Annotated in this window: 14 protein-coding genes; 6 read left to right on the forward strand and 8 right to left on the reverse strand. The window is 67.8% G+C overall.

The window, feature by feature from the left end; translation table 11 throughout:
- Window positions 1-59 precede the first annotated feature (59 nt).
- Together ACO05L_RS13385 and ACO05L_RS13390 are read right to left on the reverse strand one after the other, a co-directional pair.
- Window positions 60-878: a DUF1365 domain-containing protein gene (locus ACO05L_RS13385; protein WP_421729661.1), complete on the reverse strand. Its 819-nt coding sequence runs from the start codon at window positions 876-878 to the stop codon at window positions 60-62.
- Entirely contained in the window at window positions 875-2,200 is a 1,326-nt protein-coding gene (locus tag ACO05L_RS13390; RefSeq protein ID WP_421729662.1) for an NAD(P)/FAD-dependent oxidoreductase, read from the reverse strand. Before ACO05L_RS13390 ends, ACO05L_RS13385 begins: the two co-directional genes overlap by 4 nt.
- Window positions 2,201-2,399: 199 nt before the next feature.
- Here ACO05L_RS13390 and ACO05L_RS13395 point away from each other — a divergent pair, with 199 nt between their 5' ends.
- Genes ACO05L_RS13395 through ACO05L_RS13405 form a run of 3 tightly spaced genes read left to right on the forward strand, consistent with a single transcriptional unit; the run spans window position 2,400 to window position 4,428 of the window.
- The gene (locus ACO05L_RS13395; RefSeq protein ID WP_421729663.1) at window positions 2,400-2,978 is read left to right on the forward strand and encodes a sigma-70 family RNA polymerase sigma factor; all 579 of its coding nucleotides are present in this window, start codon (window positions 2,400-2,402) and stop codon (window positions 2,976-2,978) included.
- On the forward strand, window positions 2,975-3,628 hold the full coding sequence (locus ACO05L_RS13400) for a ChrR family anti-sigma-E factor (RefSeq protein WP_421729664.1): 654 nt from the start codon (window positions 2,975-2,977) through the stop codon (window positions 3,626-3,628). The genes ACO05L_RS13395 and ACO05L_RS13400 overlap by 4 nt, the downstream gene beginning before the upstream one ends.
- Window positions 3,625-4,428, forward strand: a complete 804-nt coding sequence (locus ACO05L_RS13405; protein WP_421729665.1) for a DUF1295 domain-containing protein — start codon at window positions 3,625-3,627, stop codon at window positions 4,426-4,428. The genes ACO05L_RS13400 and ACO05L_RS13405 overlap by 4 nt, the downstream gene beginning before the upstream one ends.
- Window positions 4,429-4,441: 13 nt before the next feature.
- Here the strand turns inward: ACO05L_RS13405 and ACO05L_RS13410 are convergent, their stop codons facing one another.
- From ACO05L_RS13410 to ACO05L_RS13425, 4 genes are all read right to left on the reverse strand, one after another.
- A complete protein-coding gene (locus ACO05L_RS13410; RefSeq protein ID WP_421729666.1) occupies window positions 4,442-4,852 on the reverse strand; it encodes a DUF2177 family protein in 411 nt (136 codons plus the stop codon).
- A 78-nt stretch (window positions 4,853-4,930) separates the two neighbouring features.
- Window positions 4,931-8,086 carry an efflux RND transporter permease subunit gene (locus ACO05L_RS13415; protein WP_421729667.1) on the reverse strand — a complete coding sequence of 1,052 codons (3,156 nt, stop codon included), beginning with the start codon at window positions 8,084-8,086 and terminating at the stop codon, window positions 4,931-4,933.
- A 2-nt stretch (window positions 8,087-8,088) separates the two neighbouring features.
- A complete protein-coding gene (locus tag ACO05L_RS13420; protein WP_421729668.1) occupies window positions 8,089-9,225 on the reverse strand; it encodes an efflux RND transporter periplasmic adaptor subunit in 1,137 nt (378 codons plus the stop codon).
- Between the two features lie 129 nt (window positions 9,226-9,354).
- Window positions 9,355-9,690: a hypothetical protein gene (locus ACO05L_RS13425; RefSeq protein WP_421729669.1), complete on the reverse strand. Its 336-nt coding sequence runs from the start codon at window positions 9,688-9,690 to the stop codon at window positions 9,355-9,357.
- Between the two features lie 130 nt (window positions 9,691-9,820).
- Between ACO05L_RS13425 and folE the strand changes: the two genes are divergently transcribed.
- The 3 genes from folE to ACO05L_RS13440 all read left to right on the forward strand — a co-directional run bounded on the left by folE (window position 9,821) and on the right by ACO05L_RS13440 (window position 12,713).
- Window positions 9,821-10,393 (forward strand): GTP cyclohydrolase I FolE, encoded by a 573-nt coding sequence (gene folE / locus ACO05L_RS13430; protein ID WP_421729670.1) that lies wholly within the window; start codon window positions 9,821-9,823, stop codon window positions 10,391-10,393.
- Window positions 10,394-10,467: 74 nt separating this feature from the next.
- On the forward strand, window positions 10,468-11,616 hold the full coding sequence (locus ACO05L_RS13435) for an acyltransferase family protein (RefSeq protein ID WP_421729671.1): 1,149 nt from the start codon (window positions 10,468-10,470) through the stop codon (window positions 11,614-11,616).
- Between the two features lie 107 nt (window positions 11,617-11,723).
- Window positions 11,724-12,713, forward strand: coding sequence for a KpsF/GutQ family sugar-phosphate isomerase (locus tag ACO05L_RS13440; protein ID WP_421729672.1), 990 nt, complete (start codon window positions 11,724-11,726; stop codon window positions 12,711-12,713).
- Between the two features lie 16 nt (window positions 12,714-12,729).
- On the opposite strand, the gene fliE is transcribed toward ACO05L_RS13440, so the two are convergent.
- On the reverse strand, window positions 12,730-13,026 hold the full coding sequence (gene fliE, locus ACO05L_RS13445; protein ID WP_421729673.1) for a flagellar hook-basal body complex protein FliE: 297 nt from the start codon (window positions 13,024-13,026) through the stop codon (window positions 12,730-12,732).
- An 11-nt stretch (window positions 13,027-13,037) separates the two neighbouring features.
- Entirely contained in the window at window positions 13,038-13,424 is a 387-nt protein-coding gene (gene flgC / locus ACO05L_RS13450; protein ID WP_421731695.1) for a flagellar basal body rod protein FlgC, read from the reverse strand.
- Window positions 13,425-13,434: the final 10 nt, after the last annotated feature.

Here is a 13,434-nt window from a genome sequence, read left to right on the forward strand (position 1 = left end):
CAGAGGTCTCGGTTCGGGAAAAGGTTCACGACGGTCTCGGCGGCAGGGCGTCGCGGGTTTCATCGACCCAGACGGCTTTCCTGCGGTTGTCGCTGGGCGGTCAGCGGCTCCCAGGCCGGCGGCGGCTGACGGGTCAATCGCACGCCCTTCAGCCACAGCTTGATGGCCTCCCAGTGGATAGCGGCCATGACCTTCATCGGCATCAGGGGCAGGGACACCGCCGCCGATAACAGGTCGCGATCCTCCAGCGGGCGGCGCTCCGCTGACATGGCGGCCGTGATCAGCACACCCTCAGCGTCGATGCCGTCGATGGTCATATCCAGGGTCGCGCCCGGCGCGTGGCCGCGAAACGCGTAGTCCATTTCCATGGCCATGAAGGGCGAGACATACAGGGCTTTGGCGGCGCCCTGGCGGATCACGCCCGCTGCCTGATCCTGTTCCGGCACTGGAATGACGTAGGCGTGGCGAACGCCGAACGTGCTGGTCACCTCATAGACCATGGCCGCCAGCCGTCCGTCTTCGAGGTTGCAGTAGTAGAGGCTGATCGGATTGAAGACATAGCCCAGCACACGCGGCATGGTCAGCAGACGGATGGCGCCCTCGCCGATATGGATGCCTGCGCGATCCAGCCAGGCCTCGACCTGGGGCCGCAGGGGTTGCCCCGACCTGTCGCCATGATCGCCGTCATGAAACGACAGCAGGTTGAAGCCATTGCGCGAGAACAGGCGCAGCCGCCGGTCCAGTCCGTCGATCTCAGCCAGATCGAGCAGCAGCCAGAAGACGCGATAGTTTAGCCTGTGCGCCTTGGGCCGCAGTCGCTGGTGCATGACCTCGCCGCGATAGAGGGCTGAGGTCGGGCTATCAGGGTTCGGGCTCACGCCGCCCGCTCCAGCGTCCCCGTCGCAACGGGCGACAGATGGATACGCCCGCTCTCGTTTTCGACGGACCAGGGGCGGCGCACCCCACCCAGTTGCTCGGCGACGGCCAGACCCGATTGCAGGCCATCCTCGTGGAAACCCGCCCCGAAATGCGCGCCGCAGAACCAGACCCCGCCCTGGCCCTGCAGACTCCACAGCTGCTTCTGCGCCTGGATGGCGGCCGGGTCGAAGATGGGGTGCTCGTAAAGCTCGCTGCGCAACAGGGTGTCGGGCCGGGGCGGGCGCGGCGGGTTCAGGGTGACGAACAGGTCCTGGCCCGGCAGGCCCTGCAGCTTGTTCATCCAATAGGTGACGCACAGGCCGTCGTCCGCGCCGATGTAGTTCCAGCTGGCCCAGGCGCGCCGGCGACGCGGCATCAGCCCCGCGTCGGTGTGCAGGACCGTCAGGTTGCGGCTATAGCGGAAGGCCCCCAGCACCCGTTCCTCGTCAGCGGTGGGCTCGGCCAGCATGGCCAGGGCCTGGTCGGCGTGGGCGCCGATGACGACGTGATCGAACCGTTCGACGTCGCCCTCGCTGTCATGGATCATGACACCGTGCTCGGTGCGCTGAATCGCCCGAACGCCGTGGTTCAGCCGCACATCGCCCAGCGCCCGAGCCAGATGCTCGACATAGACACGGCTGCCTCCCTCGACCGTGCGCCATAGCGGACGACCCACCAGTTTCAGCAGGCCGTGGTTGCCGCAGAAGCGCAGGAAGGCCTCGGCCGGGTAGTCCATCAGCGTATGGGCGGGCGACGACCAGATCGCCGCCGCCATCGGCAGCAGGTGATCGTCGCGGAAAGCCTCGCTGAACCCTTCGCGCTTGAGATAGTCACCCAGGGTAAGGTTGGGATCGGTCAGTTGGGCCAGATCGACGGGCGCGTCGCGATAGAAGCGCAGGATCTCGCCCAGCATGGACCAGAAGCGAGGCCGCAGGACGTTTCGCCTCTGGGCGAACAGGCCGGGCGCCGCGTACTCGAACCGCCCGTCCTCCAGCGAGACCGCAAAGGACATATCGGTCGCCCGCGTCGCTACGCCCAGATGCGCAAACAGGGCGATCAGGTTGGGATAGGTGGCGTCATTGAAACAGATGAAGCCAGTGTCGACAGCGACCTCCCCGGCGGAGACAGTGTTGGAATGACCGCCCAGCCGATCGGCCTGTTCATAAACGGTGACCTGGTGCCGCTGGGCCAGCAGCCATGCTGAGGACAGGGCGGCGATGCCCGATCCGACCACGGCGATCTTCAGGGAACCGTCGATGGGACGGACGGACGACAGCGGCATGACGGCTCCAAAAGAGGCCCGCCGGAAACAGGGAAGGCATGACCCGTTACGCTTCGGCCTGGAGATCGGATCGTGATTGATCCAGACATTTCGACGAAGCGTATTAGGCTCCATGCATGCTGAGGCTTCCGTATTCACATACCCTGCAGGGCGGCCAGACAGGCAGTCGGCCAGGCAGTCGGCGAAATGGCCCGCGCGGATGAGTCCGAGCGCCGCTCAACCCGAGCCGATCAACCATGACAGGCTGATCGAGGCCGTGGCCCTGCGGCGCGACCGCGAAGCCTTCGCTGAACTGTTCGACTATTTCGCCCCCCGGCTGAAGGCCTGGCTGATCAAGTCGGGCGCAGCCCCCGCCGCCGCCGAAGACTTCGCCCAGGACGCCATGCTGACCGTGTGGCGCAAGGCGGATCTGTTCGATGCCAGAAAGGCCCGCGCCGCGACCTGGATCTTCACCATCGCCCGCAACCGGCGGCTGGATATGCTTCGCCGCGACGCCCGCCCCCTGCCGACGCCGGAGATCGAACTGGCCGACCAGGACCCGCAGCGGCCCGACGACATCCTGTCGATGTCGCAGGATGCAGAACGTGTACGCGACGCCCTGTCTCGGCTGACGCCCGACCAGTCCGAGGTGCTGCGCCTCGCCTTCTTCGTCGACAGCCCCCATTCCGAAATCGCCCGCCGGCTCGACCTGCCGCTGGGCACCGTCAAATCCCGCATACGAAACGCCATGATAAAGCTGCGCCAGATTCTTGAACCCACCCAAGGGGCGTCGCAATGACCGCCCCCCTGGCGAAGAGCCGCCACGACCCGTCCGAAGACCGCCTGCTGGCCTATGCCTCGGGCGCGCTCAGCCCGCCGGAAGCCGTCGTCGTCGCAGCCCATCTGGCGCTGCGCCCCGCCAATGACGCCTGGGTGCGACGGCTGCAGAGCGTCGGCGGAGCCCTGTTGGTCGACACAGCGCCGGCCGATCTTTCGGAACACGCCCTGGCCCGCGCCATGGCCCGGATCGAAACCGACGCCGGCGAGGCCCGGCCCCAACCGCCGCTCAACGATATGCCTGAACTGCCCGAGCCGCTGCGCCGCTATGCCCTGGGTCCCTGGCGCTGGATCGGGCCGGGTATGCGGATACGCGACGTCGATGCGCCGCGCGACGGCGATTGCCGCGTCATCCTGCTGAAGATCGACCCAGGCCGCGAAACGCCACGCCACACCCATGGCGGGGTCGAGCTGACCTGCGTCCTGTCGGGCGCCTATGCCACCGATGACCACAGGTTCGATGTCGGGGATCTGGAAGAGGCTGACAACGACGTTCTGCACCAGCCGCGCGTGGTCTCCGACGAACCCTGCCTCTGCGTCGTCGCCCTCGACGGCCAGATTCAGCTCGATGGCTGGCTGGGGCGGTTGATGCAGCCCTTCGTGCGGCTGTGATCCCTCTCGCCCTGCTCTGGGGCGGCGCCGCCCTGTTCATGGTCGTGGTGATGACCGCCGCCTGGATCGTTCAGCGCCGTACGGGTCAGGGCGGCTGGGCCGACGCCTTCTGGTCCCTGGGTCTGGGCGCGGCAGGGGTGGGCGTCGCACTGTTCCCCGTCGCCGCGGAACCGCCCTCCCCGCGCCAGTGGCTGGCGGCGGTCCTGATCGGTCTGTGGGGCCTGAGGCTGGGGCTGCATATCGCGGCCCGAGCCGCGCATGACACCGAAGACGCCCGCTATGCCCGGCTCCGCCACGAATGGGGCGCGCACTTCCAGGGGCGGATGTTCGGATTCCTGATGCTCCAGGCCGGAGCCGCCGCCTTCCTGGCGCTCAGCGTGCTGCTGGCCGCGCGCCAGCCCACGCCTGGACTGACGATACAGGACGCCTTGGCCGCAATCGTCTTCATCTCGGCCTTGATCGGCGAAGCGGTCGCCGACCGACAGTTGGCCGCCTTCAAGGCCGATCCCGCCAACCGGGGCCGGATCTGCGACACCGGCCTGTGGGCCTGGTCGCGGCATCCCAACTATTTCTTCGAGTTCCTGGGCTGGTGCGCCTGGCCGATCTTCGCCATCGACTTCACGGGCGGATGGGTCTGGGGCTGGCTGGCCCTGAGCGGCCCGGCCTATATCTACTGGCTGCTGACCCAGGTGTCGGGCGTGCCTTTGCTGGAGGCGCATATGAAGCGATCGAGGCCCGACGCCTTCGCGGCCTACGCCGCGCGCACCAGCGTCTTCTTCCCCAGACCGCCTCGACCTTAGCGCCGCCTGACCACTAGGGCGTGATCTTCAGCACACGCATGGCGACTGCACAGGCTGCGGCTGACGCCCCGGCGCTGACGCAGACGCCCCAGGCCATGTCGATGATCGACAACTTCAGGCTCCAGGTCTTCAACGTGGCCAGATTGGTCAGGTCGTAGGTGCCATAGGCGAACAGGCCGAACAGGCCGCCCCACAGCAGCGCCTTCTTCCAGCCGCCCTCGGCCAGACCCGGCATGACGGCGAACAGGGTCAGGCCCGCTGCGTAAAGCGCATAGAAGGCGATGGCTGGGACCAGCCGGAACTGGTCGGCCAGCATCGAGCCGATCAGGGGGCGATAAACCCGGTCTCCCATCGTCCCCAGCCAGGCCGTGTCGATGATGGCGAAGGCGACGAGGGTCAGGACATAGGCGACGGCGACGTTCATGATGGGCTCCTCCAGTTGGACAGATACGCGCGAGATCGCGGATCAGATGGCTTAACCACAAACGCCGCCCAGACCCGATCAGTCCCGCCCTCTCCACCGCGCCGCCAGAACGGGCAGAACGATCAGGGTCAGCAGGGTCGCCGAGGTCAGCCCGCCGATGACCACCGTGGCCAGGGGTTTTTGCACCTCTGCCCCCGCGCCGCTGGCAAAGGCCATGGGCACGAAGCCCAGCACCGCCACCAGCGCCGTGGTCATCACGGCTCGCAGGCGACTGACCGCGCCTTGAAGCGCCGCATCGGGCGCCGCCATGCCTTCGGACAGCCGTTGCCGGATCGCCTGCATCAGGACCAGGCCGTTCAGGGTCACGACACCGGACACGGCGATAAAGCCGACCGCCGCGCTGATCGACAAGGGCATCCCTCTCAGCGCCAGGGCCAAAGCCCCGCCAACGAGCGCCAGGGGGACCCCCGCGAACACCAGAACCGCATCCCGCCATGAGCGCAGCGCCAGCACCAACAGAAGGCCGATGGTCAGGAAGACGATGGGCAGGATCAGGGCCAGCCGCGCCGATGCACGCTGCAGGTTCTCGAACTGTCCGCCCCAGTCGATCCAGCCGGACGGCGGGGGCTGGACCTGTGCCGCCACTTTGGCCTGCGCTTCGGCGACGAAGCCGCCTAGGTCGCGTCCGCGGACGTTGGCCTGGACGATCATGCGGCGCTTGCCATCGGCGCGGCTGATCTGGTTCGGCCCCTCGGCCACGTCGAAACGGGCCACGGACGACAGGGGAATGGTGGGGGCGCCCGCCTCGGCGTTCTCGGGCATGACCGGCAACTGCTCCATCACGGCCGGGTCGGCGCGCAGGCTCTCGTCCAGCCGCACCACCACGTCGAAGCGCCGGTCGCCCTCATGGATCTGGCCCGCAGATCGGCCGGCCAGGGCGATGGCCAGGGCGTCGGCGGCGTCGGAGGCGTGGATGCCCTGCGCCGCCGCCACCGTGCGGTCGACGCTGGCGGTGATGGTCGGCTGGCCCGACACCTGTTCCACCCGAACGTCCGCCGCGCCCTCGATCCCGTTCAAAACGGTCGCCACCTGTTGGGCCGTGGCCGTCATGGCGGCGAAATCGTCGCCATAGATCACCACCGCCACGTCCGACCTGACCCCGGCGATCAACTCGTTGAACCGCATCTCGATCGGCTGGGTGAACTCGTAATTATTGCCCAGCAGGGTCGACAGACGCGCCTCCATCCCCGCGACCAGATCGGCCTTGGCCATGCCCGGTTCTGGCCAATCACTGCGGTCCTTCAGGATGACGAAGGTATCGGAGATCGACGGCGGCATGGGATCCGACGCGACCTCGGCGGTGCCTGTTCGGGTGAAGACCCGCTCGACTTCCGGCATGGCCTTCAGCGCCGTCTCCACCTGGAACTGCATCGCCTGGCTCTGTTCCAGAGAGGTGGAGGGCGCCCGCAACGCCTGAACCAGAATGTCTCCTTCATCCAACTGCGGCACGAACTCGCGCCCCAGCATCATGAAGGCGATCAGGCCGGCGATCAGGGCCATGCCGGCTCCGGCCAGGACCATGCGCGGACAGGCGATGGCGCGCGCCAGCAGAGGCGAATAGCGCGCCTTGGCTGCACGGGTCAGGCGCGTTTCCTCGTGATCCGCCTTGGGTTCGCGAACCAGCAGGGCCGCCATCGCGGGCACGAAGGTGAAGCTGAGAACAAAGGCCGCCGCCAAGGCCAGCATGACGGTGGCGGCCATCGGCCCGAACATCTTGCCCTCCACCCCCTCGAACATCAGCAGGGGCGCATAGACCAGCAGGATGATCGCCTGGCCAAATGCGGCCGGACGCGCCATCTCGCGCGCCGCCGCAGCGGCGACCGACAGACGCTCTGCAGCCGTCAACGCCCGGCCCGCCTCCGTCCGCTTCAGTCCGAGGCGACGCAGGGTGTTCTCGATCACCACCACCGCACCATCGACGATCAGGCCGAAATCGAGCGCGCCCAGGCTCAGCAGATTGGCGCTGATGCCGAACCTGTTCATGGCCGAGGCCGCGAACAGGAAGCTCAAGGGAATAACCAAGGCGGTGATGATCGCCGCGCGGAGATTGCCCAGGGCGAAGAACAGCACGGTGACCACCAGCAGGGCGCCGAGCAGCAGGTTGTGCTCGACGGTGCGGATCGTCGCCTCGACCAGCTCGGTGCGGTCCAGCTCCGGACGCAGGCGAACGCCGGGCGGCAGGCTGGGCGTGATCTCCTTCAAACGTTCGCCAACGCGGTGGGCGACCTCGCGCGAGTTCTCGCCCTGCAGCATCAGGGCGGTGCCGACCACAGTCTCGCGTCCATCGGCGCTGGCCGATCCGAGGCGCGGAGCCCGGCCGATCTCGACCGTGGCCACGTCGGAGACGCGGATTACCTGCCCGCCCCGATTCAGGATCGGGGTCTGGGCCAGATCATCCAGGCTTTTCAGCCGCGCGTCGGCGCGCACGATATAGGCCTCGCCCGCCCGGTTGACGTAGCCGGCGCCGGCGATGCGGTTGGCGTGTTCCAGCGCCTCGACCAGCTGCACCAGGCCGACACCGTATGCGGCTAGCCGACCGGGATCGGGGTGCACCGCGTATTCCTTCACATAGCCGCCAAGCACATCGACGCCGGCGACACCCGGCACGGTCTTCAACTGCGGGGCCACGATCCAGTCCTGGACCGTGCGCAGATAGGTGGCCTTTTCCTGATCCGTGGTCAGGCGCTCGCCCTCGGGCGTGACGTAGAGGACGCCGGTCCGGGCCGCCGGGCCGGTCAGTTCCAGGGTCCAGATATAGACTTCGCCCAGACCGGTGACGACCGGCCCCATGGTGGGCGACAGGCCCGGCGGCAGGTCGTCTCGCGCCGCCTGAAGCCGCTCATTGACCAGATTTCGGGCGAAATAGATGTCGGTCGCGTCGGTGAAGACGGCCGTGATCTGGGAAAAGCCGTGGCGCGACAGAGACCGGGTTTCCATCAGTCCGGGCAGGCCAGCCAGCGCGGTTTCCAGCGGAAATGTCACCTGGCGCTCGACCTCTTCGGGCCCAAGAGCCGGGGCCACGGTGGTGATCTGCACCTGTCGGTTGGTGATGTCGGGGACGGCGTCGATAGGCAGGCGCATCAGTTCGCGACCGCCTAGGACGGCCAGGACGACGGCCAGTCCGACGACCAGCCAGCGCAGACGCACCGAGGCGTCTATGATCCGGTTCAGCATGGTCAGTGTCCGTGCTCGGCTTCGCCCTTGGCCAGTTCGGCCTTGAGCAGGAAGGCGCCGGGCCCGGCGATGCGTTCGGCGCCGGTAAGGCCCGAGATGATTTCGATGCGGCCATCGGCTGTTCGCCCGGTGACCACAGGCCGGGCGCGAAACCCGCCTTCCTCCACCACAAAGACAGAGGGCGCGCCCTCGACCGTCTGGACCGCGTCCACCGGCACGACCAGGGCGCCCGCATCGGCGCCCGACAGAATGCGGGCCGAGACCACGGACCCGGCGGGGGGCGCAGCTCCAGACGGCCGCGCCCGCACGATCACGACGCCATTGGCGTTGGCCGGAGCGATTGCGGTGACGACGCCGGAAACCCCACCCGATCCTGCAACCGTACTGTCCAGCCTGTCGCCGATCCTGACCAGAACGGCGGCGGCCGGCGGCGCCTCGAACACCAGTTCGGTGCGCGCGGGATCGGCTACGGCGGCGACCTGCAGCGCCTCTTCGTGCAGCACCTGTCCCGGCGCGGCGCTGATCCGGGTGACGATGCCGTTGATGGGGCTGCGCACCACGGTCAGGCCGTTGGCGCCCGGCGCCCCAAAGGCCCCGACCCGCGCGCGAGCGGCGCGCAACTGCGCCTCGGCACGGCGGGTCTCGGCGCTGGTGACGTCCAGCCGGGCCTGAGAAATCCAGCCCTGTTCGAACAGGGTCCGCTCGCGTCGCTCGGCCGCGCGAGCCGCGTCGGCCGTGGCGCTGGCCGCATCGGCGTCCGCGCGCGAGGCGGCTCCGTCGGGACTGCGCAAGGTGATCAGAGGAGAGCCGACGCCGACCCGGTCGCCAAGCCCGACATGGACCTGGGTCACGGCCCCGGCCAGGGGCGCATCGACGGAGGCCTCGGCGCCCGGCGCGAAGGCGACGCGTCCGGGCAGTTTCAGCTCGCTGCCGCCCCCACCGCGCTGCACGGCGATGATCGAGACCCCGGCCTGGATCGCCTGGTCCGGCGTCAGGGCGACCAGACCTTCCTCGCCCGTCTCTTCGGCGTGGCCTTCGTCAGCGTGCTCGGCTGCGGAGGAGCCGTCCAGGCGCCCGGCGACGCCGAAGCCCGCGCCAATACCCACGCCCAGGGCGACGAACACGGCGGCGCCGGTCATCAGCCAATGTCTTTGAATTCTCATGATCTGTCCTCGCCCGGCGCACACGGCCGGGCCCAGAGTTCGGGACGCGCGACATCATCGCCGCGCGAAAGCTCAGGCTGAACCGACGCAAGGGTCGGTCGAGGATCAGATTCGGGGTGGGCGTTCCGGACCCGCAGGTCGGCTCAGCGGCGCACCGCCTGTATCGCTCCAGGCCACGGGATGGCTGAAGCGGACCGCCCGCTGATGCGGGTGAGGCTCGGCCGGGACGGCGGCGTGGGAAGCGTGACAGCAGCCGTTGGCGCAGGCCGGGCCGCAATCGGGGCACTGAACATCATCGACGGGCGCTGCATCGACGAAGACCTGGGCGGTGACCGCCGCAGCCTCCTCGGCGCAGGCGTGGCTTTCGAAAGCAGGCGCGGCGAAGACCAACGTCAGCAGCAGGGCGCCGACGAAGCCCATTCGACGAAGCAGGTCGCGCACGGTCTTCACACTTCGCCGCTACCACGCCTGCGCACGCACGTCTCCCGGTCTCGACGCCGCAGTTCATCAGACGGGCGCCAAGCTCACGAACCCCCTCCCCCAAGTCCGGCCGGGCGGCTATAGGCTGTGCATGACCGACCAGACCGTTTCCGCCGCCGAAGCCGAAGCCGCCGTTCGCACCCTGATCCAATGGGCCGGCGACGATCCCGACCGCGAAGGTCTTCTGGACACCCCGGCCCGTGTCGCCCGCAGCTACAAGGAGCTGTTCGAGGGCTACGAGACCGAGCCCCGCGCCTATCTGGAGCGCACCTTCGAGGAGGTCGGCGGCTATAATCAACTGGTCGTGCTGAAGGACATCCGCTTCGTCAGCTTCTGCGAACACCATATGCTGCCGGTCGTTGGCGTAGCCCATGTCGGCTATCTGCCGACCGACCGGGTCGTCGGCATTTCCAAGCTGGCCCGGGTCGTGCGCGGCTATGCCAAGCGGCTGCAGATTCAGGAAAAGATGACCGCCGAGATCGCCACGGCCATCGACGAAGTCCTGCGTCCCGCCGGCGTCGGGGTGGTCATCGAGGCCGAGCACTCCTGCATGACCCTGCGCGGCGTCAATGTGCCCGGCGCCAAGCTGACGACCTCCAGCCTGCTGGGTGTGGTTCGTGACGACCCGCGCACTCGCGAGGAATTCCTGCGCCTGACGCGCTGAGCCCCATGGCGGTCGCCTAACGCGGGTCGCTAGGCCCGACCCTTGCGGAGACAGGCTCGAAGGAGCCTTTCCCCATGGCCTGGACCGCGATTTCGACCCGAAATGAGACACCCCCCATCGCCCGGGGCGGTTGGCTGGATGCGCTGCGTTTCATCGTGGCCAGCCTGATCATCCTGCATCACTTCCAGGCTGCAGCGCCGACGCCGCTGGCCGAACTGATCAATCCGGTGTTCGAGCGCGGCGGCTTCCTGCTGACCAATTTCTTCCTGATCGATTCAGGATACGTCCTGATGCGGGTCTATGGCGGCGCGGTCGGCCGGGGTGCCATGTCGCCCGGCGACTTCTTCATCAAACGCTTCCTGCGCGTCTATCCGGCCCACCTGATCATGGGCCTTGGCCTGGTCAGCCTGGTTGTCGTCGGTGCGGTCGCCGGCTTTGCACCGCGCAATCCCGAGTGGTTCCGCTGGGACCAGCTGCCCGCCCAACTGACCCTGACCCAGGCGTTCGGCGTCCCCGGCGGCCTGGGCTGGAACGCGCCCAGCTGGTCGATCTCGGCCCTGATCGGCTGCTACCTGGCCTTCCCCTGGATCCTGCGCGGCCTGAAGCGGCTGGGTCCGTGGACGGCTCTGGTCGGCGTCATCGGCCTGTATCTGATGGCCAACCAGCTGACCCACGCCCTGCTGGGCTATCCGGTCTATCAGATGCCGATGGGCTACGGCTTCCTGCGCGCCCTGCCCCTGTTCGTTCTGGGCATGGGCCTGGCCGCCTTTACCGAGAAGGTCTGGGTCTCGCCCAAGCTGGCCGGCTGGGTCGGTGTCGCCGCCGCCCTGTTCCTGGCCTTCGTCCAGTATTTCGACAAGCACGCCCTGGTCTCGCTGACCTGTATCTCGCTGATCATCCTGGCGGCGGGCGCCATCCCGGTCGTGCGGCCGTCCAAGCTGGTCGAGAAGCTATCGGTGCTGTCGTTTTCGATGTTCATCAGCAACGAGGTGGTCCGCATCGCCTGGTTCGGCTTCGCCAATGTCGCCATCGCCCGTTTCGGCCTGTCGGAACCCATCCAGTGGCTTCTATGGTTCGGAGGCGTCGCGGCGGCCTTCGCCTTCGCATTCGCCTTCCACACCGTGATCGACCAGCCGATCCAGAAGCGGATCAAGCGCGGTCTGAAGGGTCGCTCGGGCCGCCGTGCCACCGCGACCGGGGCCGTGGTGTCGCTGGAAGGCTGACGATACCTGAGGGATCGGCCGGCGGGGCCTTGCCCCGCTTGCTACCCCCCGGCGGATGAGGCAGACGCATTCACAGTCGAAGACGATGCTTTGCTGTCGAGGCCCTCATGACCACTGATCCCTCCTTCTCGCCCGAGAGCGCGGCAGCCGCCACCGACCGCGCCCGCGAAGTGATCCAGCTAAATATCGAGGCGCTTCAGGCGCTGGAGCGGACCATCGACAACTCCATCGCCCGGGCTTGCGATGTGATCCTGTCGCGGCCGGGCTATGTGGTCGTCACCGGGATGGGCAAGTCGGGCCATATCGGCGGCAAGATCGCCGCGACCCTGGCTTCCACCGGCACCAACGCCTTCTTTGTCCACCCAGCCGAGATGAGCCACGGCGATCTGGGAATGCTGCGCGGCGACTGCACGCTTCTGGCCATCTCGGCCTCGGGCGAAAGCCGCGAACTGCGCGACCCCCTGACCTTCTGCCAGCGCAACAATATTCCGGTCATCGGCATGACCCAGCGCGGCTCCAGTCTGCTGGGGCGCATGTCGGAGGTCGCCCTGATCATGCCCAGCGTCGCCGAGGCCTGCCCCAATGGCCTGGCGCCCACAACCTCGACCCTGATGACCCTGGCCCTGGGCGACGCCCTGGCCATGGTGCTGATGGATCGCCGCGCCTTCACGGCCCAGGATTTCGGGCTGCATCACCCCGGCGGGTCGCTGGGCATGAGCCTGCAGAGCGTGCGCGAATGGATGGGCGACAATCATGCCCCGCCGGTCAGCGTGCCGCTGGACGCCCCCTTCTCTGAGGTCGTGTCCAAGATCACCGCGGGTCGCAAGGGGGCGGTGGCGGTGCTGGCGCCCAGCGGCGCCCTGGCCGGCCTGATCACCGACGGCGATGTCCGCCGCGCCTTCGCCCAGGACATCGCGGCCATCAAGGCCGAGGACATCATGAGCCGCACCCCGATCACGGTCACACCGGAACAGCGGATGAGCGACGTTGTCGATCTTCTGGCCGCCAACAAGATCGGCACGGTAATCGTGGTCGAGAACGAACTTCCCGTCGCCATCGTCCACATCGCCGAACTGATGCAGGCTGGCTATATCTGACGAAGGTCAGGCTGCGTCAGATCGGCATCCGCATGATTTCCTGATAGGCGGCGATGACCTGGTCGCGCACCGCCATGACGGTTTCCAGCGAGGCCTCGGCGCTCGACACGGCGGTGACCACGTCGATCATATTGGCCTGACCCTGGACCGCTGAGGTCATCTGCGTCTCGGCCGCCTTGGAGGTCTGGGTCATGTCGCCCATGACGTTCTTCAGCATTTCGCCAAAGCCGGGGCCGGCCGCAGGCGTGGTCTCGCCCGTCGCCGCGCCGCCCTGCACCGCCGCATAGGCGCGAGCCGCCATCAAGGGGTTCATCGCCTAGGCTCCTATCGCTTCAGGATGTCGAGGGTGCGGGTCTCCATCGACCGCGCCGTCTCGATGACGTTCAGGTTCGCCTCATAGGCCCGCTGGGCCTCGCGCATATCCATCGCCTCGACCAGCGTGTCGACGTTGGGCCGCAGGACATAGCCCTGGGCGTCGGCGGCGGGGTGGGACGGGTCATAGTCGCGGCGGAAATCGCTCTGATCGCGCCGAACCTCGGCCAGGGTCACCCCCGTCGCGCCATCGACTTCGCGCGCCTGAAAGACCGGGATCTGGCGCTGATAGGGGCGTCCGCCCGGCGTGTCGGCGGTGGACTGGGCGTTGGCGATGTTCTCGGCGATCACGCGCATACGCGACTGCTGGGCCTTCAGCGCCGAGGCGGCGACGGCCATGGCCGAGTTT

It is taken from the genome of Brevundimonas sp. (genome assembly GCF_965227765.1).
Lineage (GTDB): Bacteria > Pseudomonadota > Alphaproteobacteria > Caulobacterales > Caulobacteraceae > Brevundimonas.

Coding starts and splice junctions, on each gene's coding strand:
- ACO05L_RS13440 (WP_421729672.1), top strand. CDS start 11,724: ATGACCACTGATCCCTCCTTCTCGCCCGAGAGCGCGGCAGCCGCCACC.
- ACO05L_RS13420 (WP_421729668.1), bottom strand. CDS start 9,225: ATGACCGGCGCCGCCGTGTTCGTCGCCCTGGGCGTGGGTATTGGCGCG.
- ACO05L_RS13415 (WP_421729667.1), bottom strand. CDS start 8,086: ATGCTGAACCGGATCATAGACGCCTCGGTGCGTCTGCGCTGGCTGGTC.
- flgC (WP_421731695.1), bottom strand. CDS start 13,424: ATGGCCGTCGCCGCCTCGGCGCTGAAGGCCCAGCAGTCGCGTATGCGC.
- ACO05L_RS13435 (WP_421729671.1), top strand. CDS start 10,468: ATGGCCTGGACCGCGATTTCGACCCGAAATGAGACACCCCCCATCGCC.
- ACO05L_RS13390 (WP_421729662.1), bottom strand. CDS start 2,200: ATGCCGCTGTCGTCCGTCCGTCCCATCGACGGTTCCCTGAAGATCGCC.
- ACO05L_RS13400 (WP_421729664.1), top strand. CDS start 2,975: ATGACCGCCCCCCTGGCGAAGAGCCGCCACGACCCGTCCGAAGACCGC.
- ACO05L_RS13395 (WP_421729663.1), top strand. CDS start 2,400: ATGAGTCCGAGCGCCGCTCAACCCGAGCCGATCAACCATGACAGGCTG.
- ACO05L_RS13410 (WP_421729666.1), bottom strand. CDS start 4,852: ATGAACGTCGCCGTCGCCTATGTCCTGACCCTCGTCGCCTTCGCCATC.
- fliE (WP_421729673.1), bottom strand. CDS start 13,026: ATGAACCCCTTGATGGCGGCTCGCGCCTATGCGGCGGTGCAGGGCGGC.
- folE (WP_421729670.1), top strand. CDS start 9,821: ATGACCGACCAGACCGTTTCCGCCGCCGAAGCCGAAGCCGCCGTTCGC.